The organism is Candidatus Pelagadaptatus aseana (assembly GCF_040362265.1).
GTDB classification, from domain to species: domain Bacteria; phylum Pseudomonadota; class Gammaproteobacteria; order Pseudomonadales; family Cellvibrionaceae; genus Pelagadaptatus; species Pelagadaptatus aseana.
Map to the genome: position 1 here is coordinate 83,842 of NZ_BAABNJ010000002.1, position 24,969 is coordinate 108,810.

Annotated in this window: 25 protein-coding genes; 19 read left to right on the forward strand and 6 right to left on the reverse strand. The window is 51.1% G+C overall.

Translation table 11 applies throughout. From position 1 onward, the window contains the following. Positions 1–115: 115 nt before the first annotated feature. Positions 116–775 (reverse strand): ribonuclease T, encoded by a 660-nt coding sequence (rnt, locus tag ACPXV9_RS02945; RefSeq protein WP_423894440.1) that lies wholly within the window; start codon positions 773–775, stop codon positions 116–118. 29 nt (positions 776–804) lie between these two features. Next, positions 805–1,839 carry a dihydroorotase gene (pyrC, locus tag ACPXV9_RS02950; RefSeq protein ID WP_423894442.1) on the reverse strand — a complete coding sequence of 345 codons (1,035 nt, stop codon included), beginning with the start codon at positions 1,837–1,839 and terminating at the stop codon, positions 805–807. A gap of 161 nt (positions 1,840–2,000) precedes the next feature. On the opposite strand from pyrC, the gene ACPXV9_RS02955 reads away from it, so the two are divergent. The 15 genes from ACPXV9_RS02955 (at position 2,001) to sbcB (ending at position 16,638) form a co-directional block, all read left to right on the forward strand. Continuing rightward, the gene (locus ACPXV9_RS02955; protein WP_423894444.1) at positions 2,001–2,852 is read left to right on the forward strand and encodes a flagellar protein MotY; all 852 of its coding nucleotides are present in this window, start codon (positions 2,001–2,003) and stop codon (positions 2,850–2,852) included. A 198-nt stretch (positions 2,853–3,050) separates the two neighbouring features. Then, positions 3,051–4,274 carry an argininosuccinate synthase gene (locus tag ACPXV9_RS02960; RefSeq protein ID WP_423894446.1) on the forward strand — a complete coding sequence of 408 codons (1,224 nt, stop codon included), beginning with the start codon at positions 3,051–3,053 and terminating at the stop codon, positions 4,272–4,274. A 214-nt stretch (positions 4,275–4,488) separates the two neighbouring features. Beyond that, positions 4,489–5,931 carry a cytochrome-c oxidase, cbb3-type subunit I gene (gene ccoN / locus ACPXV9_RS02965; RefSeq protein ID WP_423894448.1) on the forward strand — a complete coding sequence of 481 codons (1,443 nt, stop codon included), beginning with the start codon at positions 4,489–4,491 and terminating at the stop codon, positions 5,929–5,931. 11 nt (positions 5,932–5,942) lie between these two features. Next, positions 5,943–6,554 (forward strand): cytochrome-c oxidase, cbb3-type subunit II, encoded by a 612-nt coding sequence (gene ccoO / locus ACPXV9_RS02970; RefSeq protein ID WP_423894449.1) that lies wholly within the window; start codon positions 5,943–5,945, stop codon positions 6,552–6,554. A 42-nt stretch (positions 6,555–6,596) separates the two neighbouring features. Beyond that, a complete protein-coding gene (locus tag ACPXV9_RS02975; RefSeq protein ID WP_423894453.1) occupies positions 6,597–6,770 on the forward strand; it encodes a cbb3-type cytochrome oxidase subunit 3 in 174 nt (57 codons plus the stop codon). A gap of 21 nt (positions 6,771–6,791) precedes the next feature. Then, positions 6,792–7,691, forward strand: coding sequence for a cytochrome-c oxidase, cbb3-type subunit III (gene ccoP, locus ACPXV9_RS02980; protein WP_423894455.1), 900 nt, complete (start codon positions 6,792–6,794; stop codon positions 7,689–7,691). Positions 7,692–7,888: 197 nt separating this feature from the next. Further along, a complete protein-coding gene (gene ccoG, locus ACPXV9_RS02985) occupies positions 7,889–9,325 on the forward strand; it encodes a cytochrome c oxidase accessory protein CcoG (RefSeq protein WP_423894457.1) in 1,437 nt (478 codons plus the stop codon). A 90-nt stretch (positions 9,326–9,415) separates the two neighbouring features. Then, entirely contained in the window at positions 9,416–9,949 is a 534-nt protein-coding gene (locus ACPXV9_RS02990) for a FixH family protein (RefSeq protein WP_423894459.1), read from the forward strand. Next, positions 9,942–12,350 carry a heavy metal translocating P-type ATPase gene (locus ACPXV9_RS02995; RefSeq protein ID WP_423894460.1) on the forward strand — a complete coding sequence of 803 codons (2,409 nt, stop codon included), beginning with the start codon at positions 9,942–9,944 and terminating at the stop codon, positions 12,348–12,350. The genes ACPXV9_RS02990 and ACPXV9_RS02995 overlap by 8 nt, the downstream gene beginning before the upstream one ends. 11 nt (positions 12,351–12,361) lie before the next feature. Then, positions 12,362–12,580, forward strand: a complete 219-nt coding sequence (gene ccoS, locus ACPXV9_RS03000) for a cbb3-type cytochrome oxidase assembly protein CcoS (protein ID WP_423894462.1) — start codon at positions 12,362–12,364, stop codon at positions 12,578–12,580. An 8-nt stretch (positions 12,581–12,588) separates the two neighbouring features. Beyond that, the gene (locus ACPXV9_RS03005; protein WP_423894464.1) at positions 12,589–13,377 is read left to right on the forward strand and encodes a sulfite exporter TauE/SafE family protein; all 789 of its coding nucleotides are present in this window, start codon (positions 12,589–12,591) and stop codon (positions 13,375–13,377) included. Between the two features lie 9 nt (positions 13,378–13,386). Then, on the forward strand, positions 13,387–13,770 hold the full coding sequence (gene gloA, locus ACPXV9_RS03010; RefSeq protein WP_423894466.1) for a lactoylglutathione lyase: 384 nt from the start codon (positions 13,387–13,389) through the stop codon (positions 13,768–13,770). Between the two features lie 41 nt (positions 13,771–13,811). Then, positions 13,812–14,336, forward strand: a complete 525-nt coding sequence (locus ACPXV9_RS03015; protein ID WP_423894468.1) for a cyclic nucleotide-binding domain-containing protein — start codon at positions 13,812–13,814, stop codon at positions 14,334–14,336. Between the two features lie 135 nt (positions 14,337–14,471). Beyond that, positions 14,472–15,089, forward strand: coding sequence for an AAA family ATPase (locus tag ACPXV9_RS03020; protein WP_423894469.1), 618 nt, complete (start codon positions 14,472–14,474; stop codon positions 15,087–15,089). Positions 15,090–15,210: 121 nt separating this feature from the next. Next, positions 15,211–16,638, forward strand: a complete 1,428-nt coding sequence (gene sbcB / locus ACPXV9_RS03025; RefSeq protein WP_423894471.1) for an exodeoxyribonuclease I — start codon at positions 15,211–15,213, stop codon at positions 16,636–16,638. A 60-nt stretch (positions 16,639–16,698) separates the two neighbouring features. On the opposite strand, the gene ACPXV9_RS03030 is transcribed toward sbcB, so the two are convergent. Next, the gene (locus ACPXV9_RS03030) at positions 16,699–17,604 is read right to left on the reverse strand and encodes a DUF2971 domain-containing protein (protein WP_423894473.1); all 906 of its coding nucleotides are present in this window, start codon (positions 17,602–17,604) and stop codon (positions 16,699–16,701) included. Positions 17,605–17,832: 228 nt separating this feature from the next. Between ACPXV9_RS03030 and ACPXV9_RS03035 the strand changes: the two genes are divergently transcribed. Together ACPXV9_RS03035 and ACPXV9_RS03040 are read left to right on the forward strand one after the other, a co-directional pair. Then, positions 17,833–18,840, forward strand: a complete 1,008-nt coding sequence (locus tag ACPXV9_RS03035; RefSeq protein WP_423895032.1) for an aspartate carbamoyltransferase — start codon at positions 17,833–17,835, stop codon at positions 18,838–18,840. A 108-nt stretch (positions 18,841–18,948) separates the two neighbouring features. Next, positions 18,949–19,389, forward strand: a complete 441-nt coding sequence (locus ACPXV9_RS03040; RefSeq protein ID WP_423894474.1) for an EF-hand domain-containing protein — start codon at positions 18,949–18,951, stop codon at positions 19,387–19,389. A gap of 18 nt (positions 19,390–19,407) precedes the next feature. Here the strand turns inward: ACPXV9_RS03040 and ACPXV9_RS03045 are convergent, their stop codons facing one another. Beyond that, on the reverse strand, positions 19,408–20,688 hold the full coding sequence (locus tag ACPXV9_RS03045; protein WP_423894476.1) for a response regulator: 1,281 nt from the start codon (positions 20,686–20,688) through the stop codon (positions 19,408–19,410). A 56-nt stretch (positions 20,689–20,744) separates the two neighbouring features. Further along, entirely contained in the window at positions 20,745–21,797 is a 1,053-nt protein-coding gene (locus ACPXV9_RS03050) for a DUF3549 family protein (RefSeq protein WP_423894477.1), read from the reverse strand. A gap of 142 nt (positions 21,798–21,939) precedes the next feature. Between ACPXV9_RS03050 and ACPXV9_RS03055 the strand changes: the two genes are divergently transcribed. Together ACPXV9_RS03055 and ACPXV9_RS03060 are read left to right on the forward strand one after the other, a co-directional pair. Next, positions 21,940–23,148 (forward strand): aminotransferase class V-fold PLP-dependent enzyme, encoded by a 1,209-nt coding sequence (locus tag ACPXV9_RS03055; RefSeq protein WP_423894479.1) that lies wholly within the window; start codon positions 21,940–21,942, stop codon positions 23,146–23,148. Positions 23,149–23,249: 101 nt separating this feature from the next. Beyond that, a complete protein-coding gene (locus ACPXV9_RS03060) occupies positions 23,250–24,395 on the forward strand; it encodes a 1-acyl-sn-glycerol-3-phosphate acyltransferase (RefSeq protein ID WP_423894480.1) in 1,146 nt (381 codons plus the stop codon). Between the two features lie 10 nt (positions 24,396–24,405). Here ACPXV9_RS03060 and ACPXV9_RS03065 read toward each other — a convergent pair whose 3' ends face one another. After that, entirely contained in the window at positions 24,406–24,837 is a 432-nt protein-coding gene (locus ACPXV9_RS03065) for a hypothetical protein (protein ID WP_423894481.1), read from the reverse strand. Positions 24,838–24,969: the final 132 nt, after the last annotated feature.

Here is a 24,969-nt window from a genome sequence, read left to right on the forward strand (position 1 = left end):
AACCCTCTTTGCTGATATTGATTAGTTTCAGATTCAATATTAGCGAGTCATTCAGAATCTGCCTGTGTGATAGTAGACAGGTAAAGTGACTCAAGGTTTTAAATGAGGCAAAACGTCAGGGCAGTGGCCAGCCACCCAGTTCCTTCCAGCGATTGACAATCAGGCAGAACAGATCGGCTGTCTTTTCTGCGTCATAGGCTGCAGAGTGAGCCTCGCTGTTGCTAAATTCAATGCCAGCCGTTTGGCAGGCTTTGGCGAGAACGGTTTGCCCCAGAGCCAGTCCGCTCAATGTGGCTGTGTCAAAGCAGCTGAAGGGGTGAAACGGGCTGCGTTTGATGTCGCAGCGGTTAACGGCAGCGTTGACAAAACCCAGGTCAAAATGGGCGTTATGGCCCACCATGACAGCACGGGTGCAGCCGTTTTCTTTGACCGCCTTACGGATTGGTTTGAACAGGTCGGGCAGGGCCATCATTTCCGGGATCGAATCTCGCTCCGGGCACTCAAGATCAATGCCGGTAAAGTCCAAGGCGGACTGCTCGATATTGGCACCTTCGAAGGGTTCAAGGTGAAAATCAAAAGTTTCATGACGATGCAGGACGCCGTCATCGTCCATGCGCAAAGTCACAGCAGCAATTTCCAGCAGGGCATCGGTATCTGCATTAAAGCCGCCGGTTTCAACGTCTACGATAACGGGCAAAAAGCCTCGAAAGCGTTCAGCTAGCAGGCTTTTGGCTTGGTCTTTGTCGAGGTCCACGGCGGGTTCCAGGCTGGTCAATGTTAATTCCTTGCTTTGAGAGAAACGGCTTAACGCTTAACTTTCCAGTTAAGTTGTTCACCCGCTTTGACGGGAACCAGAGGTTGGTCGGCCAGTTGCAGATTTTCGGGTACCTGCCAGGGTTCGCGTACCAGAGTAATGGTGTCGGTATTGCGGGGTAAACCGTAAAAATCTGGGCCAAAGGTGCTGGCAAAATTCTCTAGCTTATCCAGTGCGCCGGCTTCTTCAAAAACCTCGGTATAGAGCTCTATGGCGTGGTAGGCGGTATAGCTGCCGGCACATCCACAGGCGGCTTCTTTCTTATCCTTGGCGTGAGGAGCAGAGTCGGTGCCCAGGAAAAAGCGAGGGTTGCCACTGGTGGCGGCTTTTACCAGGGCCTCCTGATGGGTGGATCGCTTGAGGATGGGCAAGCAGTAATAGTGAGGGCGAATGCCGCCGGCCAGCATGTGGTTGCGATTATAAAGCAAGTGATGTGCGGTAATGGTGGCGGCCATATTGTCGCTGGCTTCGGCGACAAAGTCGGCCGCATCCTTGGTGGTGATGTGTTCCATCACCATTTTCAGATCGGGAAAATCTTGATTGAGTACGCTCAGGGTGCGATCAATAAAGGCTTTTTCGCGGTCAAAAATGTCGATGCTGGAGTCGGTAACTTCACCGTGCAGCAGGAATTTCATGCCGTACTTTTGCATGGCCTCGAGGGCCGGGTAGGTGTTATTGATATCGGTCACACCGGAGTCGGAGTTGGTAGTCGCACCTGCAGGATACAGTTTGCAGGCGACAGCGCCGGCACGATGGGCTTCAGCGATCATCTCGGGCGTGGTGTTGTCCGTCAGATAAAGCACCATGAGGGGCTCAAAGGTATTGCCCTCTGGACGATTTGCCAGAATTCGCTCCTTGTAGCTCATGGCCTGCTCGGCGTTGAGTACGGGGGGGACAAGGTTGGGCATGATGATCGCACGGGCAAAGCTGTTGGCGGCATCAACAACGGTAGTTGCGAGTGCATCACCGTCACGAAGGTGAATGTGCCAGTCATCAGGGCGCAAAATGGTCAGAGTCTGAGTCATTGGGAATACCTGTAGGTGTTCAATGGTGCGCATGCTACCGAAAAACAGGGTTAAAGCACAGTTGGATCAGGCCGATAAGCTATTATCACCTTTATATTTTACAGATTGTTGGGCGGTTTGCTGTGGGTAAGTGGTTACTAGTTCTTGTCGTGTTGAAATTTATGGCTGCCCACAGTTGGGCGGCCACTTATCAGACGCCCATGGATGAGTCGTCCTGGATGGTTGAGGGCTCAATTTTTGAGTGCCGCATGACGCACGATATCCCCTTTTATGGCAAAGGGGTGTTTTACAAAGAGGCTGGCGAGGCAGCGACCTTCGATTTAAAGCCATCAAGGGAGCGTTTTAAAACAGGTAAGGCTTCACTGGTGTCTGAGGCGCCGGTATGGAAGCCTCGTGGTAAAAATGTGAATCTGGGGCTGGTGTCGGTGAAGCAGGGTAAAGACCCTTTGACTCTGGAAGAGGCTCGCACTGAGCGTATTCTGGCGGAGTTGTTGGCCGGTCAGAAAATCGTTATTACCCGCAAGCCATGGTATGGCGCGGAGCAGTCTTCCCGGGTGGTTTTGAGCTCGGTCAATTTTACCGGGGCCTATCGCCAGTTTATGGAGTGTCTGGCCACATTGCTGCCGGTAAACTTCCGTCAAATTGAGCGCACGGCAATTTATTTTCCCTCCGGCAGGGATTCATTGCGCCCCAGTGAGCTGAAAAAATTGGAGCATATTGCGGTTTATGTAAAAGCAGATCCTTCCGTGCAATCATTTTTTATTGATGGTCACACCGATGCTGTGGGCAATCGCGGGGAAAATCTTGAGTTGTCCAAAAAGCGTGCTGAAATGGTGGCAACCATTCTGAGGCAAAAAGGCATACCCCCCGATCAGATTCAGGTTCGCTGGCATGGCGAACGCTACCCTGTGGCCACCAACCGGACCCGAATGGGGCGGGCACAGAACCGCCGGGTCACTATTCGCCTGCAAAAAAATGGTGGTCCCAGCGTGCCGGAACTGGCGCGCAACTAATCACTGCTAGATTCTCCTTCTGGAAATTTTGCTCAATTACGTCTATCCCTATGATTCAGGTGGGATTCTGTTGAGGAAACGGCTACAATTCGCGCCCGAATTCTACTCAGCATTCACCAGAATAAATTGCGGTCTGTGATTTATTCGGACCGGTTCTCTACATACCGGGGTGGTGCTTGTTATCTCTGAGGTCAGATTATGTCATCCGTGAATAAAGTGGTGCTCGCCTACTCTGGCGGCCTGGATACCTCTGTAATCGTAAAATGGTTGCAGGAAACCTATAACTGCGAAGTGGTTACCTTTACTGCTGATATTGGTCAGGGTGAAGAAGTGGAGCCGGCCCGAGCCAAAGCCGAGGCCATGGGTATCAAGGAAATCTACATTGATGACCTGCGCGAAGAATTTGCGCGTGATTTTGTTTTCCCAATGTTTCGTGCCAATGCGGTTTACGAAGGTGAGTACCTGTTGGGCACGTCCATCGCTCGTCCGTTGATTGCCAAGCGCTTGATTGAAATTGCCAATGAAACCGGCGCTAACGCCATTTCCCATGGCGCGACCGGCAAGGGTAATGATCAGGTCCGCTTTGAATTGGGTGCCTATGCACTTAAGCCGGGTATTCAGGTAATCGCTCCTTGGCGCGAGTGGGATCTGACGTCCCGTGAGACACTGATGGAATACTGTGAAGAGCGCAATATTCCAGTGGATTACGCCAGCAGTAAGAAAAAATCCCCATATTCCATGGACGCTAACCTGCTGCACATTTCTTATGAGGGTGGCAACTTGGAAGATCCATGGTGGGAAGCAGAGGATCCGGAAATGTGGCGCTGGACTGTGGCGCCCGAAGATGCTCCAGACAAGCCGACTTACGTTGAGTTGACCTACAAAAATGGCGATATCGTAGCCATTAATGGTGAGCAGATGTCTCCGGCTACCGTGATGGAGTACCTGAATAAAGTGGCTGGCGAAAACGGCGTGGGCCGTGCGGATATCGTTGAAAACCGCTATGTGGGCATGAAATCCCGTGGTTGTTATGAAACGCCGGCGGGTACTGTGATGCTGAAGGCTCACCGTGCGATTGAATCACTGACTCTGGACCGTGAAGCGGCACACCTGAAAGATGAATTGATGCCCCAGTACGCCAAGTTGGTTTACAACGGCTATTGGTGGAGCCCTGAGCGCAAAATGCTTCAGGCTGCCATTGATGAGTCTCAGTCGGTTGTTAACGGTGATGTGCGCGTCAAGCTTTATAAGGGTTCTGTGAGTATCGCTGGTCGTCGCTCGGAAGACAGTCTGTTTGATGAAAAAATTGCCACTTTCGAAGACGATGCCGGTGCCTATGATCAGAAGGATGCTGAGGGCTTTATTAAGCTGAACGCACTGCGTATGAGAATTGCTGCCAAGAAAGGGCGCTCGCAACTGTAAGTGGGCGTGCTTTTGGGCGCGATGGGAGAGAATTGATCCCGTATTTCAGGCAGTTGTGGGCTTTTGTCTGGAAGTGTTGATGCGGGTCAAAAATAGCTCTTACTTGATGCGGCAAAATGCCGCACATCGAACTCTCTACTCTATTTGGGGAGGGGTTGTGTTCGAAGAAGTGAGCAAAAACTACTTCATTTTAAATACTAACTAGGAAGACACTATGAGTAGTAACTTGGCAACGTCTGGCGATCAGCCAGCATATGACTACAAAGTAGTCCGCCAATTTGCCGTGATGACCGTCGTTTGGGGCGTGGTCGGAATGGCAGTCGGCGTCTTGATTGCGGCACAGTTGTACTGGCCACAATTGAATGACATTCTGCAGCCGTATTCGCACTTTGGGCGTCTGCGACCGCTGCACACCAATGCGGTGATCTTCGCGTTTGGTGGTTGTGCTCTTTTCGCAACCTCCTACTACGTGGTTCAGCGCACCTGTCAAACGTCTCTGTTTGGCGGTTTTCTGGTGCCATTCACCTTCTGGGGTTGGCAGCTGGTTATTCTCAGTGCAGCCATTACTCTGCCTCTGGGTATTACCTCTGCTAAAGAATACGCTGAGCTGGAATGGCCCATCGATATTCTGATTACTCTGGTTTGGGTTGCCTACGCCATTGTGTTCTTCGGGACCATTGTCAAGCGTAAGACGTCTCACATCTATGTTGCCAACTGGTTCTACGGTGCTTTCATTATCGTGATTGCCCTGTTGCATGTGGTTAACAACATGGCTGTGCCTGTAAGCGCTTTCAAATCCTACTCTATGTACTCCGGTGCCATGGATGCGATGATCCAGTGGTGGTACGGTCACAATGCGGTTGGTTTCTTCCTGACTGCAGGCTTCCTGGGCATGATGTACTACTTCGTACCTAAGCAAGCCGGTCGCCCTGTATACTCTTACCAGCTGTCCATCGTTCACTTCTGGGCGCTGATTAGCATGTACATCTGGGCCGGTGGTCACCACCTGCACTACTCAGCGCTGCCCGATTGGGCGCAAAGCCTGGGTATGGTGATGTCTCTGGTTCTGCTGGCTCCAAGCTGGGGTGGTATGATCAACGGTATCATGACCCTGTCCGGTGCCTGGCATAAACTGCGCACGGATCCAACCCTGCGCTTCCTGGTGGTTTCTCTGTCCTTCTACGGTATGTCTACCTTTGAAGGCCCAATGATGTCCATTAAGACTGTTAATGCTCTGTCTCACAACACTGACTGGACCGTAGGTCACGTACACTCCGGTGCTTTGGGCTGGGTTGCCATGATCTCTATTGGTGCTATCTATCACTTGCTGCCAGTACTGACCAACAAGACCAAAATGTGGAGCACTCAGTTGATTTATACCCACTTCTGGCTGGCTACTATTGGTACTGTTTTGTACATCGCTTCCATGTGGGTGAACGGCATCATGCAAGGTTTGATGTGGCGTGCATTTAACGCTGACGGCACTCTGACTTACAGCTTTGTTGAGTCGGTAGAGGCTAGCTACCCAGGTTACTTCGTTCGTATCCTTGGTGGTGCCTTCTTCCTGATCGGCATGCTGCTGATGGCTTACAACACCTATCGCACACTGACTAGCGACGAAGATGAAGTTGCTAGTGCACAGCCTCAAGCAGCATAAGGAGAGCCGCAGTGAAGAATCATGACGTAGTAGAAAAGAATATTGGTTTGTTGATGCTGTTGGCCGTTGTGGCCGTCAGCTTCGGTGGTCTGGTACAAATTGTTCCGCAGTTTTTCCAGGATGAAACCACCAAGCCAATCGAAGGTATGAAGCCGTGGACTGCTGTTCAGCTGGAAGGTCGTGACATCTACATCCGTGAAGGTTGTCACGTATGTCACACGCAGATGGTTCGCCCTCTGCGTGCCGAAGTTGAGCGTTACGGTCACTACTCTGTAGCCGGTGAGTCTGTTTACGATCACCCATTCCTGTGGGGTTCCAAGCGAACTGGCCCTGACCTGGCTCGTGTAGGCGGACGTTACTCTGATGAGTGGCACAAGGCTCACCTGTACAACCCGCGTAACGTTGTACCTGAGTCCAACATGCCGGCGTTCCCTTGGTTGTTCGACAATATCCTCACTGGTGAAGACACGGGTAAGAAAATGGCTGCTTTGCGTGCTGTGGGCGTACCCTATACCGATGAAGATATTGCTGGCGCGAAAGCGGCAGTGAATGGCACTACTGAAATGGATGCTCTGGTTGCTTACTTGCAACAGCTGGGCATTCTGTTGCAGAAGAAGCGCTAAGAGCAACGTTAATAACACGAGCAAGTGGTTGAAGGTTTACTTATGGATATTAATGACGCAAGAGCATTCGCAACGGTATTAATTGCCGTCATGTTTACTGGTGTTTGCTGGTGGGCTTTTGCCCCAAGACGCAAAAAGCGTTTTGAGGATGCTGCTAACTTGCCATTTGCCGACGAACCTTCAACTGACTCTGAAACCCCTTCGTCTGAGAAATGATGAAGTAAGGCAGGAATAATTATGAGTACTTTTTGGAACGTGTGGATTATCGGTCTGACCCTGATCAACCTGATCTTGGTGACTTGGGTGCTGTTCAGTAACCGTAAAGTTGCTGTTAGCGATGACGATGATCCCGAAAACAAAACCACTGGTCATACCTACGACGGTATCCAGGAATACGATAACCCGCTGCCAAAGTGGTGGTTCCAGCTGTTTGTTGGCACCCTGATCTTTACAGCGATTTACCTGGCTCTGTATCCGGGACTGGGCAGCTGGAAAGGTCTGTTGGGCTGGACTTCCGTTAACCAGTTGGAGCGTGAAGAGCAGAAAGCACAGGAGCAATTCGGTGGCATCTATCAGGAACTGGCTGCCATGCCTATTGAAGAGCTGGCTCAGGATCCTCGCGCGCTGAAAATGGGTACCCGTATCTTCGCCAACAACTGTGCGGTATGTCACGGCGCTGACGGCGGTGGTAACTACAGCTTCCCGAACCTGACCGATAACGATTGGCTCTACGGCGGTACACCTGAAGCAATCAAGCACACTCTGGTGTATGGCCGTATGGGTAATATGCCAGCGTTTGGCCCGATCATTGGTGAAGACAATGTTCAGGCTGCTGCAGAGTACGTACTGTCTCTGTCAGGCTTGGAGCACGACGCTGAAAAAGCCAAGATTGGTGCAACGGTATTTACCCAAAACTGTGCAGCGTGTCACGGTGCCGAGGGTAAAGGCATGCAGGCTGTCGGTGCGCCTAATCTGACCGATGATATTTGGTTGTACGAAGGTACTGCCCAGAACATCCGTCACACCATCCGTAATGGTCGTGCCAATAAGATGCCTGCCCAGCAGGAGATGCTGCGCGAAGAGAAGATTCATCTTCTCACCGCCTACGTCTACAGTCTGTCGCAGGACGAAGAGTAATTACTTGGTTGTTTGAGTAGTTGAAAAAGCCCCTTGAAATAAGGGGCTTTTTTTGGCCTAAAATTTATCGAACAGACTTATTTGAAATACTCGTTAGTGAATTCAGTTTAAATTAGTAAAATCTAATCTATATCAAATTTCCGAAGTTCTCAGGCTGTTACATTGGCCACCAGATTAGATTGAGGGGAGAGGTACCCATGGGCGAAAAGATTCCTACAGTGGAAGAAAAGGATGAACCCAATATCCGCTATCGGATGTTGTATGAGGATCAGGGCAAGGTCTATACGCGCAAGATCTCCGGTTTCTATCAGAGTATTCGCCGCTATACGGGTCTGCCTCTGATTATCGGCTTTTTGCTGATGCCGTGGCTGGTGATTGATGGCCGTCCGGCCATGTTATTTGATCTGCCTGCCCGTAAATTCCACATCCTGTGGATGACCTTCTGGCCTCAGGATGGCATGTTGTTGGCTTGGATCCTGATTATTGCCGCCTTCAGTTTGTTTACCGTAACGGTGCTGTTTGGCCGGGTTTGGTGCGGTTTTACCTGCCCGCAGACAGTGTGGACTCTGATGTTTATCTGGGCTGAGCATTTTTGCGAAGGCGATCGCAATAAGATGATCAAACTCGACAAGCAGGCCTGGAATACGGAGAAAATACTGCGCAAGGGCAGTAAGCATTTTCTCTGGTTTCTTATCGCCTTCATTACGGGGGTGACCTTCGTTGGTTATTTCTATGGTGTCAGGGAGCTCTTAACAGGGTTGTGGCCCACCATTGGTGCCGATGGCTTTGTGAGTTGGGATATTCACCCGGCTGCGGCTTTCTGGACTTTCTTCTTCATGGTCGCTACCTACGCCAATGCAGGTTGGTTGCGTGAGCAGGTGTGTAAGTACATGTGCCCGTACGCCCGCTTTCAGGCGGTGATGTATGATTCCGATACTCTGGCGGTGCACTATGACAAGGCCCGTGGTGAAGCTCGCGGTCCTCGCAAGCCAAACACCGATTATAAGGCCGAGGGCAAGGGGGACTGTATTGACTGTTCCTGGTGTGTTCAGGTTTGTCCGGTGGATATCGATATTCGCGATGGCATGCAGTACGAATGTATTAACTGTGGCTTGTGTGTGGATGCCTGTAATCAGGTCATGGACAAGATGGATTATGATCGCGGTCTGATTCGTTTTACCTCTCAGGACCAACTGGAGAATGGTGAAACCCACTTTATTCGTCCGCGTCTGTTTGGCTACAGCTTTGCCGTGATTGCCATGATTGTGGCGTTTATCTATGTGATTGGAAATCGTCAGCCGGTGTCTGTGGATGTCATTCGGGATCGTGGTACCAAAATGTATCGCATCAGTAAGGGTGATGTTCAGAATGTCTACACGGTGAAAATCAATAATATGGATCGTGATGCCCACGCCTATGACATCTCTGTATCGGGTGATGGCGATTTTAAACTGAAAGGCTTCCGGGCGTTGGAGCTGGAAGAAGGTGAAATTTTCACCATGCCGGTTCGGATTTCTGTGCCGAAAGAACAGCTCAAGGAAACCAAGACCACGGTTTATATCACTGTCACCGCCAAGGACGATGCATCAATAACGGCCACTGAAGAAGCCAGCTTTATCGGACCTTCGAAGTGATCGGTAAGTAGCGTAAGTCGTTTGCAAATAGCGTATGATATGGCCACCGCATAATGCGGTGGCTTTTTATTGATCAGTTCAGAATTGTTTATGAGTAATACCGATTCCTTAGATGTTAAACCCTGGTACCGTCAGACCTGGGCCTGGTTTGTATTATCGCCTTTGATTCTTATTGTATTTGTTGGCGCGGGATTGCTGGCGATTTCCTTCAAGGGCGCAGACGATGTGGTCAAAGATAATTACTACAAAGTCGGGCGCATGATTAATCAGAGTATTGAAGAAGATCTGGCTGCCAAGCAGTTGGGCCTGACTGGTGAGCTGGTTTTCGATATGACGGTTGGTGAAGTCATACTTAAGCTAACCGCTGACGATATGTCAGTCTTACCAGAGGCTTTGGCGCTGGGACTGGATCATCCGGTTGAGGCCGATTACGATCTGCGCCTGACCATGCGTAAAGTTTCTGAAGGCTATTACATTGCCGAGCTGGATCATGCCATGGATAACCGCTGGTATATCCGCCTTTCACCGGTAGTGCCTGAGGACAGTTCCGGGGTCAAATGGCGTATTGTCGGCGAGATTGATCTGAGTTCTGGCAACCAGTTGGCCTTTGGTGGCGATGAGTGATTGTTATCATTGCGGTCTGAGTGTCCCGCCACATTCCCACTACTCTTTCGCGATCGATGGCGAGGAGCGCAGTTTTTGCTGTCCCGGTTGTCAGGCTGTAGCCTCTGCCATTGTCGATGGTGGCCTGGGGCAATTCTATAATTTTCGTACAGAATCCAGCGCCCGTCCTGATGAGGCGGATGTTTCTTTTGTTGCGTTTGACGCCCCGGACGTGCAACGGGAGTTTGCACTGGAGGTTGCACCGGGCGTTATGCAAGCCTCACTCCTGCTCGAGGGCATCTCCTGTGCTGCCTGTGTCTGGTTGATTGAGAAATTTTTATCCAGTCTCGAGGGTGTAGTTCAAGTCAAGGTCAATGCCTCGATTCACCGCTGTCTGGTGGACTGGGATGTGAATAAAATTCAGTTGAGCCAGATTATGCAGGCTTTGGCCTCTATTGGTTATCAACCCATTCCCGCCACCGAAGACCGCCAGTTGGCGCTACAGGAAAAAGAAAAACGTCAGGCCCTGATGAGACTGGCCATTGCCGGGTTTGGCATGATGCAGGTCAGCATGGTTGCCGTGACGCTCTACACTGGCGCAGAAGCATCCTGGGAAGCCTTTTTTCGCTGGTTGAGCCTGATTATGGCCACGCCGGTGGTTTTCTATAGTGCCAGACCATTTTTTGTGGCTGCCTGGCGAGCCATCAAAGTACGACATCTGGTGATGGATGTCCCGGTATCTCTTGCTATTGGCGGAGCCTATGCTGCCAGTGTCTGGGCGACCCTGTTTGGCGGTGGTGAGGTCTATTTCGATTCGGTCTCCATGTTCACCTTCTTTTTGCTGACCGGCCGTTATCTGGAGATGCGCGCACGCCACCGCAATGGCATTGACAGTTCTCACATGGCGCAAATTCTGCCACTGACCGCGCAACGTTGGTTGGAGCAAGAACAGGAGTGGCAGTTTGTGCCACTGAAAGCTCTGGAGGCTGGTGATCAGGTTCTGGTGCCTGCAGGCTCTACCATGCCCTGCGACGGTGTTGTCGAACGGGGACAAAGTGGTGTCGTTGAAGCGTTGTTGACCGGTGAGGCGGAGGCCATTCAGAAGCAGTCTGGCAGTCAGGTGATAGCCGGTACCATCAACACAGAAAGTGCTCTGGAAATTCGGGTAACAGCAGTGGGGCAACAGACCCGGCTGTCAGCTATTGAACGACTGGTAGAGCAGGCCCAGCAGGAAAAGCCTGCGCAGGTGGCTATGGCGGATCGTCTGGCCGGGTATTTTGTGGCGGTGGTCTTGGTGGTGGCCGCACTTGTTGCCAGCGTTTGGTTTTTTATTGATAGCAGTAAAGCTTTTTGGGTGACCCTCTCAGTACTGGTGGTTACCTGTCCGTGTGCCTTGTCATTGGCTTCCCCGGCGGCCCTGACTACCGCAATCGCCTGGCTGCGACGACATGGATTGCTGGTGACCCGTGGTCATGTGCTGGAAGAGTTGCCCAGTATTGATCGCGTGATATTTGATAAAACCGGAACGCTGACCGAAGGTGAGCCACAGTTGGTTGCAGTTTATGGGGAGACTCTTCACCAGATCGAGCTGGCTGATGCAAAATCTTTATTGAATGTTGTCGCTGCATTGGAAGAGGGATCACGTCACCCCATTGCCAGAGCCTTTAATGAATGGTCCGGGGCGTTGCGAGCAGATTCTACCCGACAGATTATTGGTGCGGGAGTCGCCGGTGTGGTGGAGGGTGTGCACTATCGTTTGGGTAAGCCTGAATTTGCGCTGGGTGAGGAGGCCGACTCCGCTTCGCCAGAGCAGTCAGGTCAGTGGCTGGTGTTGGCGCAGCTTGATGATGCTGTTGTGGTTCAATACCACTGGTTGTGTTTGCAGGACCGGCTCAGAGATTCGGCTCAGCCATTGGTGCATGCGCTCAAACAAAGAGGGATTCGCGTTGAGCTGCTCAGTGGTGATGCAAGTGCAGAGGTGGAGCGTGTAGCGGGTCAGTTGGGGTTTGATGATTGGCAGGCGAATATGTCGCCTGATGACAAGCTGCGCTATGTTAAAAGTTTGCAGGATACTCAGCACCATGTATTGATGGTTGGTGATGGCATCAATGATGTACCGGTTTTAAGTGGTGCGGCCATTTCAGTTGCCATGGGTGGTGCAACCGACCTTGCTCAGACCCGTGCCGACAGTATTCTGTTGAGTAATGATCTGATGGCCCTCGACAGAGCCTTTGATTGTGCTGTGCGAACCCGTCGGATCATTGCGCAGAACCTGACCTGGGCCCTGATGTACAATGGTCTGGCGTTACCTTTGGCGGCTATGGCGTTGGTGCCTCCGTATGCGGCAGCCATAGGTATGTCCCTCAGCTCTTTGCTGGTGGTACTTAATGCGCTGCGTATTTCTAAGATGTCGCCTCATTGATGGTATAAGAGATGGAAAGTTTGTATTTACTGGTGCCTGTTGCACTGGTGTTTGTGGTGATTGCCGTAAAGATTCTGTTCTGGGCTGTGAACAGTGGCCAGTATGATGATCTCGACACAGAGGCTCACCGTATTCTATTTGATGATGATCACCCTCCGGTCGAAGGGTCTAAGGGCAGGGATGCGACTTCTGCAGTCGCAACCCCTGATTCCGAAGAAACCAAGCAGTAAGGGACAATATGGATATTCTGATGGACCAGCTGCCGTTTCTGATGCCTTTCGTTTCAGCTTTTCTGGTTGGCTTGCTGGGCGGCATGCACTGCATCGGTATGTGTGGCGGTATTATGGCGGCACTCAGTTTTTCGATCCCCGAAGCAGAGCGCGGCAAGCGCTGGCGAATTCTCCTGAGTTATAACATTGGCCGTATTGCCAGTTACGGTTTGATCGGCTTGCTGGCTGGGCTGTTGAGCCTGCAGCTGTCAGGCGGGCATGACTTGAGTGCGATGCGAGTGATCGCGGGCCTGCTGTTGATTGCCATGGGGCTGTATCTGGCTGGATGGTGGCAGGGGCTGACCTATCTGGAGAAGTTGGGTGGCTTGCTGTGGCGCTATGTTCAGCCATTGGGTAAACGCTTGATGCCAGTAAAAAATACAGGTCAGGGAATGTTGCTGGGCATGATCTGGGGCTGGCTTCCCTGTGGTCTGGTGTATACCGCTTTGGCCTATGGTATGGCTCAGGGCAACCCAGCTGGGTCAATGGGCGTCATGCTGGCCTTCGGTCTGGGGACTCTGCCGACGGTATTGGCCTCGGGCCTCTTCGCTGAAAAGCTGAAGCACATCATCCAGAAAAAGGCATTGCGTACATTCATGGCGTTGCTGATTATTGCTTTTGGGGTCTGGACCATCTGGGTGCCTTATAATCATTCCAAGATGGATCACGGGTCTATGGATCACGGGTCTATGGATCACGAGAATATGGACCATGGTTCCATGGATCATTCACAAATGAACCACCATAATCATCACTAGGAGCCGATTATGCGTTTATTACATACCATGTTGCGAGTAGTTGATCTGGATGCTTCCATAACCTTCTATACTGAAGTTCTGGGGATGCGATTGCTGAGACGCAAGGATTTTCCCGATGGCCGTTTTACTCTGGCTTTTCTCGGATATGGCGAGGAGTCCGACAGCACTGTGCTGGAGTTGACGCACAATTGGGATACCAAAGCTTATGAGATGGGCTCAGCCTATGGTCATATTGCCATTGAGGTGACTGATGTCTATCAGGCCTGTGAGGATATTCGCAGTAATGGTGGTAAGGTCGTGCGTGAGGCTGGCCCCATGATGCATGGCAGTACCATCCTGGCGTTTGTGGAAGATCCCGATGGTTATAAGATTGAGTTACTTTCTGCAGGCTAGGATGGTTTTCCCAGCTGGATCATTGAATACCAAGGTGTCTTATGAGTGAAAAGGTCGCTCAGGAGTCTTTGACAAGCTTTTCGGAAGTTTTGCCGCTTCTGCAAAAGATACCTATTTTTGGTGGCCTGCAAGAGTCACAACTGCATCAGATTTTTACCCGTCTTAAGCGAGTCATCTACAGAGAGGGTGAGGTGATCTTTCGCGAGAAGGAGAGCGCGACCTACATTTATATTGTAGAGAAGGGGCGGGTCAAGCTGGTTTTTGACGAGGCCGGGCTGCGTTTGACCAAGGCAGAGTTGGAGCCGGGAACCTGTTTTGGAGAAACCTCAGTTATTGGCATTCAGCCCCATTCGGCCACAACGGTTGCCATGGAAGACAGCGAGTTACTGGTGCTTTCCGGTGAAACTCTGGGCGAGCTGTTTGAAACTGACAAGGCATTGTTTTCCATTCTTATTTTAAATATTGCCCGGGAAAGCTGTCGCCGGCTGTATAAGACCAATCAACAGTTGGTCGATTATTTGCGCTTACATCAGGATGCCAAAGACGCGGATATTCCAGGTTACTGATTTCTTATTTTATTTCTCAATATCATTAAGTTGCTGCCGAAATACTCTGTATCGGGACTTTAAGTCTCCGGAGATTCATAGAGTTGTGGTTAAATGTTGGCAGTAGATCTGGATTATTGGCGGTACCAAAGGGAAATGAAGCAAATATTTGTTGCAAACCCCAAGGGTGGGTGTGGCAAAACCACACTGGCTGCCCAGCTCTCCAGTTGCTACGCCGGACGCGGTGCCAGTGTCGCGCTGGTTGATCATGATCCACAACAGTCATCGGCAGACTGGCTACGTTGCCGCCCCAAAAGTTGCGCTGGAATTGTTCCGATTATTGCCAGTCGTGGTGAGCAGGCGGATGACGATTACGATTATATTATCCATGACTTACCCGCTGCAGCTGGTGTGGAGTCGCTTCAGGGTATCGCCCGTTCAGGCGATAAATTGATTATCCCCATGTTGCCATCGCCCACTGATATCAAGGCCGGGGTTCGCTTTTTGATGTCGCTGAATCGCAACCATTGGATGGAAGATGCCGGGCTTAGTGTGGGGTTGGTTGCCAATCGGGTCAAAGCCAATACCAATTATTTTAAAGTACTTGATGCCTTTCTCAACGAGGTCAATGTGCCTCTGATTACTTCCATTCGCGATACGCAAAATTACATTAAAGCGATGGATAGCGGTGTCAGTGTGTTCGATTTGCCCCCCAGTCGGGTCGCCAAAGATGTACAGCAGTGGCAACCATTACTTGACTGGATTGCCGAGTAGTCCTGCGCTTCTTTATCCATTCCTACTTTGGGCTGGCTTTTAATTTTTTGTCTTTCCTGTAGTCTCGGTTGTCTATGTCCAATAGTTCAAATTGGATGCCTTGTATGCAGGTCAAAAGTTTATGAAAACACTCTACTGGCATGACTATGAAACCTGGGGGGAAGTCCCCGCCAAAGACCGGGCTTCACAGTTTGCAGGTATTCGAACCGATGAAGATCTGAACGTTATCGGTTCTCCATTGATGCTTTACTGTCAGCCAACCCGGGATGTACTGCCGAAACCGGATGCCTGTCTGGTGACGGGGTTGACCCCGCAAAAAGCGTTGGCAGAAGGTGTATCCGAACCTGAGTTTATTGCCAGAGTGCACGCTGAATTATCGGCGCCGGGAACCTGTGGTGTGGGTTACAACACATTGCGGTTTGATGACGAAGTGAGCCGTTACACGCTCTACAGAAATTTCTATGATCCCTACGAGCGAGAGTGGCGCAACGGTAATTCGCGTTGGGATATTATCGATATGGTGCGACTGACACGTGCTATCAGGCCGGAGGGAATAGAGTGGCCGGTACACGAAGATGGTCGACCCAGTTTCAAACTGGAGCATCTGACACAAGCCAATGGCCTATCGCATCAGGATGCTCACGATGCATTGTCCGATGTCCATGCAACCATTGCTGTTGCCAGGCTGATCAAGCAGAAACAGCCGGGGCTGTATGATTACATTTATCAGTTGCGCGACAAGCACCGGGTTAATGCCTTGATAGATTTGCATAACCGCAAACCGTTGTTGCACATCTCTTCCATGTTCCCGGCTGAGAACGGCTGTGCGGCGGTGGTTATTCCTCTGGCTATGCATCCGACTAATAAAAACGGTGTGGTAGTGTTTGATTTGTCGGCTTCTCCCGAAGAGTTGCTGACGTTAACCGCAGAACAAATTGCCGAGCGCTTGTTTACCCGCAAGGAAGATTTGCCAGAGGGTGTTGATAGGATTCCTCTCAAGGTGGTGCATGTCAACAAATGTCCGGTGCTGGCTACGGTTAAGTTGTTGGATCAAAAGGCCGCAGCGCGCTGGAATATTGATTTGGCACAATGCGAAAGCCACTGGCAGCAGTTGCGCGGGGCTGATATCGCGCGCAAATTACAGTCAGTTTACACAGGGCAAATTTTTAAGGAGTCACAGGATCCTGAACAGCAGCTCTATGGCGGTTTTCTTAAAGATGAAGATAAACGCCTGTGCCAGAAGGTCAGAGGAGCCACGCCGGATGCGCTGGCTGCTATTGAGCGTGAATTTTCTGACACGCGCTTACAGACCATGATGTTTCGCTATCGAGCCCGCCACTTTGCGCACACCTTGACGCCGCAAGAACAACAGGAATGGGAGAACTGGCGAGTAAAGCGTCTGACCGATCCCGAGGCGGAGGCGGGTATTACTGTGGATCAGTTATATAAGCGCGTAGCCGAATTGCGACACGAGCGGGATTTAACGCAAAATGAAAATGCGATCCTTGAGGATTTATTGCTTTATGGTCAGGGGTTACTGGCTGGATGAAATCGGCAGAACAAAAAAAGGCGACGTGTAATACGTCGCCTTTTTTATGTGCAAATTGCTTTATTTGGCAATGCGCTCGAATTCCAGTTCGTATTTATCGGCCGCGGCTTTGGCTTGGAAAACCTTGGCCTGACTGTACTGATCTTTAATAAGTGAATAGACCGCTTTTTTAGCCGCTGGCGGGGTGTAAGCACCAAAATAGACAGCGTCAACTTCACTGCGTTCAAAGCGGCGGTCTTCAAACCAGTCACTTTCATCTTTTGGTGTGGCTCCCGGTTGCTCCTGAATTTGATCCATGCAGCGCCACTCCTGCTCTGAAGAACAGAAAGTCGGCTTGATGGAAAACTTCTCAGAGAAATGATTCTGTGCTGCGTGATGACTGCCGCCCATAACTACTTGCAGCTCGTCTTTCAGTGTTGAAATCTCCGGTCTGGCGGGCTTGTATTTAACCTGTACCGGATCTTTGAGTAGATTGTATTCACCCACATGAAAACGAATGGCAATGCCTTTGTGATGATCGGCAAAGTACTGCCAGGCAGATAGATTGTCGACTTTGGCAGTCAGGCTGCAAATGCGCAGGGTGCGGGTAAATTTGCGCCAGTCGGTCATCATCTGGTCAATGGATTTTTGACGGTGATCGACAATGCGAGACAACAGTTCGCGCAGTACATCGGTCGCTTCTTCCGGGGAGTCGAAACGCTCCTCCTCGCGCCAGCGCCTGATGGCATTGATCAGTGGCGTATTACCCCTTGGATCGTCCGGAGCAAAGATCATCGACGAAGCCGCTTTGATCGCGCTGTCCAGCAGTTTGTGAGGGTCAAAGTTGAGCTGGGACTCGTGATTGAGCTCAAACGGATCATCAAAACGGCTGGGCGCACTCCATCTCAGCTGTTGAGATGAAAGTATTTTCTGTGCGGTTTCTGCTGAGCAGAATTTGACCAGAGTTGCTGGCGTATGCGCTGACACTCGAATTCCTTAAACAATCGGTATAACGTAATTATCGGCAAGTTGGACGGAAAATAAACTCCAAAGAGAGTCGCCTTAAGGCCTGACCGTCGCGCCTGTCATAAAAGGTGAATGTTAGCTTATTTATGCGCCAAATGTGAAATTCGCGTGGAGCAATTTGAACCCTATCGCTACAATAGCGGTCAGAAGCAATCGATCAATTTGCAATTTAATCAACAAGGCGGTGGCATGGACTTTACCGGGGCTCACATACTCTCTATCAACCAGTTCGAACGATCCGATATCGAGCGTATTTTTGAAGTGGCCGATGCTATGGAACCCTATGCCCTGCGACGCAAGGCTACCCGGGTGCTGGAAGGGGCCATTTTGGGGAATATGTTTTTTGAGCCCAGTACCCGTACTCGGGTGAGTTTTGGTGCTGCGTTTAATCTGCTGGGCGGAGAGGTTCGCGAAACCACCGGCTTTCAGAATTCAGCCATCACCAAAGGAGAATCCCTCTACGACACGGCTCGGGTTCTGTCCGGTTACAGTGATGTGATCTGCATGCGTCACCCCGAAGAGGGTTCTGTATCAGAATTTGCGGCCGCCAGTCGTGTTCCTGTGCTGAATGGCGGCGATGGCTCCAACGAACATCCCAGTCAGGCGTTGCTGGACCTCTACACCATCCGTCAGGAGTTGAAAGACAGAAACCGTGGCATTGATGGCTTGCGGATTGCCATGATCGGTGACCTCAAGCATGGGCGAACGGTTCATTCCCTGTGTAAGTTGCTGTGCCTGTTCCAGAATGTGCAGGTTACTCTGGTATCCCCTCCCGAACTGGCCATGCCGGAGGATATCGTTGAAAAGCTTCGCGAAGCCGGTCACGACGTGACGGTTTCCGAAGAGTTGACCCACAGTATTACCCATGTGGACATTGCCTATTCCACCCGAATTCAGGAAGAGCGCTTTAAGTCCAAGGAAGAAGCCGATCTTTATCGCGGCCGCTTTCGTCTCAATCAGGCTATCTATACCCAGTTCTGCGAGCCCAATACGGTAATCATGCACCCCTTGCCGAGAGACTCCCGAGCCGACGCCAACGAGTTGGATAATGACCTCAACCAAAACCCCAATCTGGCCATTTTCCGTCAGGCGGATAACGGTGTTCTGGTACGCATGGCGTTGTTTGCGTTGGTCTTGAACGTTGCCGATCAGGTTGATAAATACGCCCATCCGGTGACCTGGTACAGCGGACGCTGAGGTCTGATTGATCAGCTTTTGATCGTTTTTGTGAACCGGTTAACCGCTTTTTGAGATCGTCCCCGATAAACTGACTGCCATTGATTCAAAAGAGGCAGGAGGTTTGCAATGACCGACCTAAAGAAAAAACTGCTAATGGCGATGTCCGGAGTCTTGTTTGCTTCTCTGGCCTCCGCTGAGCAATCCTGGTTGCTGGCCAAGTACGATGTGGATGGTGATCAGCGCATTACCCAGCAGGAAGTCGTGGCGCACAAGCAACAAATGTTTGAGCGGATGGACGCCAATACCGATCGCCAGATTAATTTTGCTGAATACGAAGCCGTGGATCAGGCGCGTCGTCAGGCGCTGTTGAAATCTCGCTTTAACAAGCTCGACACCAATGGTGATGCAGTGGTAACAGTCGCTGAATACCGCTCTTATCTCGGTTTGTTTGAGAGTATCGACAGCAATGGTGATGGCAGCTTAAGCCGGGCCGAGATTGGCGGTGATGAGTCCGATGCCTATGTCACCCGTTGTCTGCTGTGGTTCTGCCTGAAAACCAGTATGTGAATTAATCTCTCGAGGGGCTCAGGTCAAAAAATGATTGATCTTTGACAGCAGTCGGAGTTCTTCAATGGGCTTTTCCAAAAAGGCATTGGCCCCGGATTTTTTAACTTTCTGCAACTGATCTTGATCCGACAACTTGGATATCAAAATCACCGGGATGCGGGCTGTTTCCTTGTTGTCTTTGAGTTGTCGGCAGGCTTCAAGGCCGTCCATTTCCGGCATCATAATATCCAGCAGCACCAAATCGGGCTTGTTCTCCCGGGTTAATTCCACGCACTCCAAGCCGTTGCTGGCGGTAATCACCTTACAGTGACTGCCCAGCTGACTGCTGATGACCTTGACGATAAACGGGTCGTCATCGGCCAACAAAATGGTTTTGGAGGGTAAGTATTGATCCACGCTGACGCTGTTGCGGCCGTGATTCTTGGAATTGTAGAGCAATACATCGGCGTGCTTTATGGTGTCGTTGAGGCGTCTTGCCGAGGTACTGCTGCAAGTGGAAACACCAATGCTGGCGGTTACCACGGTATTGGTTGGGGATTCGGCATGAGGTATTTGCAGGGCTTCAATTTCCGCCCGGATGCCTTCGGCGACCTGTCTGGCCCCTTCCGCATCGGTATCGGTCAAAAAGATAATGAATTCTTCGCCGCCGTAACGTGCAATGATGTCCCCGGGCCTTTTCGCGACCTTCTCCAGTGCCTTGGCCACCTTCTTTAGGCATTCATCACCGGCCGGGTGACCGTAGTGGTCGTTGTAGAGCTTGAAGTGGTCAATGTCGAGCATAATCAGAGCCACGGCCTGACCAGAGCGGTTGGCCTGCCCCCATTGTTTCTGGGCCAGATGGATAAAGGTGCGGTGATTATAGAGTTGGGTTAAGCCGTCGGTTTGACTCAGCGCCTCGAGTTCCTGATTGAGTTTTTGCAATTGGTTCCGCATTTCGACAATGCGCCCCATGGCTGAGATCTTGGCTTTGAGAATGACCGCACTGACTGGCTTGATGATGTAATCATCACCGCCGGCTTCAATGCCTCGCAAATAGTCCTGATCGCTGCTTTTGCCCGTCAGGAAAACGATGGGTATCCAGTTGTCCCCCAAGTGTTTTCTGGCGTGCCGGGTTGCCTCAAAACCATCCATGCCGGGCAGTTCCACATCCATCAGGATCATATCTGGCGACTGCTCCTTGAGAAGCGCCAGTGCCTGCTCCGCAGATTCTGCCTGAAGGGCGGTATGACCGGCTTCTTTAATGATGTGGCTCATGGTGGCACGCAAACTGGTGCTGTCTTCAACGACAAGGATATCCATAGGGTAATTGTTCTTATCTGAGTTGGTGCGGAGTTATCTGCTCTAAGTATCTAATTCTAGTGCATATTTTTTCGAATTAAAGTTGTGAATTGATCGAAAGCCGATTTTACCGCAGGACTTGGGTGGCGATTGAGGTTATCCAACAGGTAGGGGCGCAAAGCTGGGATAAACAGCAGGTCTTTTAACAGTGCGTTAAACACGGTTGGGGGTTGTTGGGCCAGATTTTCCAGAAATATCTGGCAGATTCTGGGTTCAAACAGATCCATGTGGCAGCGACTGGCGATGGTGCTGAGCAGTTCCGTGTCGGAAGCGATAGGGCTATTGAGACATTGCCTGAGAGCCTCCTGTTTCAGCTCCATGTCAGTGGCATGGGACAATCCTCTGACCAGTGCAATGATCTGGCTTTTTACGGAGTCGTCTTTGACTGATCCGGTGTCTGCCAGTAAGCCGGTCAAACGTTGATACAGTGCAGCGCTGACTTCGGAGTTGAGAGGCTCGCTTTCAAGCAGTTGACACAGACTGATCAATGGTTGTGCCGGCAATTCGGGAATGGCCTGAATAAGTTGGGCTTGCAGTTCTCTCCAGTGGCAGGCTACATCCGCCAGTCCCTGCAGGGGCAATTCCTGCCAGTTGTTCAGGTCACTCTGCAGATAATGGATGGCGGCATCGAAGTATTGGCTGTGGCCGAGGTTAAGCTTCTGCCGGATTTTGGCGTTAATGCTCGCCTGCTTTTCGGGTGTCGGGGTAAAGATATAGGGGTTGCCCTTGAGTACTTCTTCGAATTGGTTGCCCTGCTTGGCGGCCTGGAGATTCTTTCCGGCACCCACCAACAGCTGTTGCAGAAAGCGGTCACGCTCGGCCTGAAGTAACTTGCCCTGCTCATCCAGAGGCAGCTGGATAAACCAGAGCGTCAGTGCCTCTGGGGTGTCCGCGGGCCAAAAGCTGATGCCAAGCCAGGCTTTTTGAGTGTAAGGACTGGGGTAGGGGATATCCTGATGCTCAAATTGCTGAAAAGTGGTCTTGCTGATTTCCTGAATGCGACGCCCCATATCGAATATCTGGCATTCAACACCCATGGCATCGATTAACTGGCCCAGGCTTGCGATCATCATTTGCTCCATTGTCGGTTTAAGTGGCCATTTTACCGGGTTATTTATCCCAGATCACACTGCAAAGGCGCCAAGGCAGTCCTATAATTAGGATTAAGGCCGGTGGTGATGCCGGTAGCCCCAGAACAATAAAGAACGAGATATGACCAGCCTTCAGGACATCCGCCAATACCCCAACCTGCTTTCTAAAGATTACACCCACGCCGCCGTTGCCCAGCGGATCATGTTAACCGGCCACATACATCAGGCTTTGCCCGATGTTTGTGAACAGGCCTATCACGAACACTGGGATTGTCTGAACAAATACGGTGAAGAACGCTGGGATGAGGTGTTTGCCCGAACCGATCGACTGCGACGCGGATTTGCCAATCGGTTGGAGGGGGACGCTGGAGATATTGCCATGGCGTCCAGTGTTCATGATCTGTTTGTCCGGTTTCTATCTGCATTACCCCTGCACAAAGGGGGGCGTATCGTCACCAGTGATATGGAGCATCCCTCTATTTCCAGACAGCTGGCGGCATTGACGCAGGCTATGTCCATTGAGCTGGTGAGGGTGCCGGCCATGCCAGCCAGTGATCTGGTAGAGCGAATCGCCGCCCAGATTAACGACGATACCCTCGCCGTCTGTGTGTCATCCGTCAACTTTATTACCGGTCAGCAGGCTTTGGAGCTCGATACTCTCTTGCCTCTGTGTCAGAAATTCGGGGCGGAGTTGTTTGTGGATGCCTATCTGAGTGTCAATGTGCAGCCGTTTTCGATGCGCGATTACAATCTGCAGCAAGCCTTTGTGGTGGGTGGCGGTGCAAAATATTGTCAGATGGGGAACGGCAACTGTTTTATGCACGTACCCGAAGGCCGTACTTTTAAACCGGTGGTGACGGGTTGGTTTGGCCATTTTGATGCGCTGGGTCAGCAGGCGTCAACACAGCCGCTGGTCTACCCCGAAGGGGCCAGAAGTTTTGATGGCTCCACCTTTGATGCATTACCTTATTTTCGAGCCTGTCTGGTTTTGGATTATTTTAAAGACAGGGAGCTGACCGTGGATTTTCTCGCAGACGTCAATTACCACCAGATGAGCTTGATCGCGAAAGCGTTCAGGGAGCTTGATTTGCCAGCGGAGTTAATTGATTTGCCCGTGGATGTTGAATACATGGGGGGCTTTATGGCACTGACCAGTCCCCATGCCCGATCACTTTGCGAGAAGATGCGCGATCGCGGGGTGCATACCGATTATCACGGTCAATGGCTGCGCCTGGGGCCCGCGCCTTATCTGTGCGATGAGCAGTTGCAAGATGGCATGATTGCGCTGCAAGAGTCGCTGGATGAAGTTATTCGGGAGAATGGGCTGTAGTTTTTTTCCGTTTTGCGGGAAAATAGCGCCACCAAATGACCGGCCAGTCTAAAATCGACGCGGCAGCCCACTTGAATACTGCAGTAAGAGTTACCACCCCCATGTCCAATTTTGATGATATTCGCCCCTACAATGACAGCGAAGTGCGCCCGGCACTGGATCGACTGGTGAAAGATCCGGAGCTGATCAACGCACTGTGTCGTCTGCGCTTTCCCAAGGCGGCGAGCGGCATGGGTTGGTTGCTCAAACCGCTGGTGAGTAAGGCGCTGCAGAGACAGTTGCATGGCATTGATTCCGTTGCCGGTTTACAGCAACTGGTTTCCGGTTATCTTGATCGGATGATGCAAAAGCGCGTCGATCATTTCAGCATTTCCGGGTTGGATAAGCTGGATCCCGATAAGCCCTACCTGTTTATCAGCAATCACCGCGACATTGCTATGGACCCGGCGTTTATTAACTGGGCACTGCATTCAAACGGTTACGACACCGTGCGGATTGCCATTGGTGATAATCTGCTCACCAAGCCTTATGTGTCGGATTTGATGCGTTTGAACAAGAGTTTTATTGTCAATCGCTCAGCAGAAACCAATCGGGAAAAATTCAAAGCCTCCAAGCATTTGTCGGCTTATATGCACCACTCCATTGTTGAAGAAAAAAGCAATCTCTGGATTGCCCAGCGTGAAGGTCGGGCCAAAGATGGCCGTGATGCCACCAACGCTGCGGTGATCAGCATGTTGGCCTTGAGTAAGCCAAAGGCCATGAGTCTCACGGACTACATCGGTGAATCAAACATTGTGCCGGTAGCCATCTCCTATGAGTGGGACCCCTGTGATGCGGCGAAAACCAATGAGCTCCACACCCTGCAGCAGACCGGCAATTATGAAAAGTCCGAGCATGAAGACGTGGCCAGTATTGCGGCGGGCATTGCCGGTGATAAAGGCTCAGTCCATGTAGCCTTTGGTGATGTTCTTGCTGGTGAATACGAGTCAACAGATCAGGTGGCGGCTGAAATTGATCGTCAGATCTGGGATAACTACGTGTTGCACCCAAGTAACCTGCTGGCTTATGAGATGCTCACAGGCAAAGCCAGTGACTTGCCCGTTGGGGCGTCTCAGGAGGCGTTCGACAGTGAAAACTTCCATGCGCAAAAGCTGGCGCTGATGGCCCGCCTATGCAAAGTTGACGATTTGCAGAGGGATATCCTGCTGGGGATCTACGCCAATCCGGTCATCGCCAAGCTGTCCTAAAACAGCTTTGTTACTGTTGATTGATGCCGTGAATATCGTCCACGTGTTGGGATAAGCTCAAAAGTTTGTTGGTCTTGGCTGACGTCGTGCAGCGAAAGGATACATGCACGGTCGAGCGTTGCTCAGATAGAAATGGGCGATTGGGCGGCTGGACTTCTGCGATAAACGTAATTTGATTGGAGTCGTTGTAACCCTGATATTTGGCGGTTCTATCGTCGGATGTCAGGGTGATGACTTTGCCGTTGGCGTTTTTGTGAATGGCCTCAATACAGATGTCATGGCCGGCAAACAGACCCAGAGGGGCGGTTACCTTGTTGCTGTAACCTCCGCGTTCGCTGCCAAATACACCGCCGGTCGACGGGTAATAGGTTACCAGTGAGGTGACAATGATTACGCTGATAAATATGCCGACGTAGAAGTACAGTTCCTGTTTAATTTTCATTGTGTGGGTCTAAGTGCCTTTTTGATTTTTGTTGTTATTGCGACGGCCCTGTCAATCGTTCCTATTGTAACAATTATCCGATAGAAATTGTCAGAAAAGTTGTCAGTATCAGTCGTTAGCCGGGGTGTTGAG

Excerpts from the sequence above, each read along its gene's own strand:
- ACPXV9_RS03045 (WP_423894476.1), bottom strand. The coding sequence starts at position 20,688 with ATGGATATCCTTGTCGTTGAAGACAGCACCAGTTTGCGTGCCACCATG.
- sbcB (WP_423894471.1), top strand. The coding sequence starts at position 15,211 with ATGAAAACACTCTACTGGCATGACTATGAAACCTGGGGGGAAGTCCCC.
- pyrC (WP_423894442.1), bottom strand. The coding sequence starts at position 1,839 with ATGACTCAGACTCTGACCATTTTGCGCCCTGATGACTGGCACATTCAC.
- ccoN (WP_423894448.1), top strand. The coding sequence starts at position 4,489 with ATGAGTAGTAACTTGGCAACGTCTGGCGATCAGCCAGCATATGACTAC.
- ACPXV9_RS03055 (WP_423894479.1), top strand. The coding sequence starts at position 21,940 with ATGACCAGCCTTCAGGACATCCGCCAATACCCCAACCTGCTTTCTAAA.
- ccoS (WP_423894462.1), top strand. The coding sequence starts at position 12,362 with ATGGAAAGTTTGTATTTACTGGTGCCTGTTGCACTGGTGTTTGTGGTG.
- ACPXV9_RS02990 (WP_423894459.1), top strand. The coding sequence starts at position 9,416 with ATGAGTAATACCGATTCCTTAGATGTTAAACCCTGGTACCGTCAGACC.
- ACPXV9_RS02975 (WP_423894453.1), top strand. The coding sequence starts at position 6,597 with ATGGATATTAATGACGCAAGAGCATTCGCAACGGTATTAATTGCCGTC.
- ACPXV9_RS03020 (WP_423894469.1), top strand. The coding sequence starts at position 14,472 with ATGAAGCAAATATTTGTTGCAAACCCCAAGGGTGGGTGTGGCAAAACC.
- gloA (WP_423894466.1), top strand. The coding sequence starts at position 13,387 with ATGCGTTTATTACATACCATGTTGCGAGTAGTTGATCTGGATGCTTCC.
- ACPXV9_RS03035 (WP_423895032.1), top strand. The coding sequence starts at position 17,833 with ATGGACTTTACCGGGGCTCACATACTCTCTATCAACCAGTTCGAACGA.
- ACPXV9_RS03040 (WP_423894474.1), top strand. The coding sequence starts at position 18,949 with ATGACCGACCTAAAGAAAAAACTGCTAATGGCGATGTCCGGAGTCTTG.
- ACPXV9_RS03050 (WP_423894477.1), bottom strand. The coding sequence starts at position 21,797 with ATGATCGCAAGCCTGGGCCAGTTAATCGATGCCATGGGTGTTGAATGC.
- ACPXV9_RS02995 (WP_423894460.1), top strand. The coding sequence starts at position 9,942 with ATGAGTGATTGTTATCATTGCGGTCTGAGTGTCCCGCCACATTCCCAC.
- ACPXV9_RS03060 (WP_423894480.1), top strand. The coding sequence starts at position 23,250 with ATGTCCAATTTTGATGATATTCGCCCCTACAATGACAGCGAAGTGCGC.
- ccoP (WP_423894455.1), top strand. The coding sequence starts at position 6,792 with ATGAGTACTTTTTGGAACGTGTGGATTATCGGTCTGACCCTGATCAAC.
- ACPXV9_RS03005 (WP_423894464.1), top strand. The coding sequence starts at position 12,589 with ATGGATATTCTGATGGACCAGCTGCCGTTTCTGATGCCTTTCGTTTCA.
- ccoG (WP_423894457.1), top strand. The coding sequence starts at position 7,889 with ATGGGCGAAAAGATTCCTACAGTGGAAGAAAAGGATGAACCCAATATC.
- ACPXV9_RS03015 (WP_423894468.1), top strand. The coding sequence starts at position 13,812 with ATGAGTGAAAAGGTCGCTCAGGAGTCTTTGACAAGCTTTTCGGAAGTT.
- ACPXV9_RS02955 (WP_423894444.1), top strand. The coding sequence starts at position 2,001 with ATGGCTGCCCACAGTTGGGCGGCCACTTATCAGACGCCCATGGATGAG.
- ACPXV9_RS03065 (WP_423894481.1), bottom strand. The coding sequence starts at position 24,837 with ATGAAAATTAAACAGGAACTGTACTTCTACGTCGGCATATTTATCAGC.
- ACPXV9_RS02960 (WP_423894446.1), top strand. The coding sequence starts at position 3,051 with ATGTCATCCGTGAATAAAGTGGTGCTCGCCTACTCTGGCGGCCTGGAT.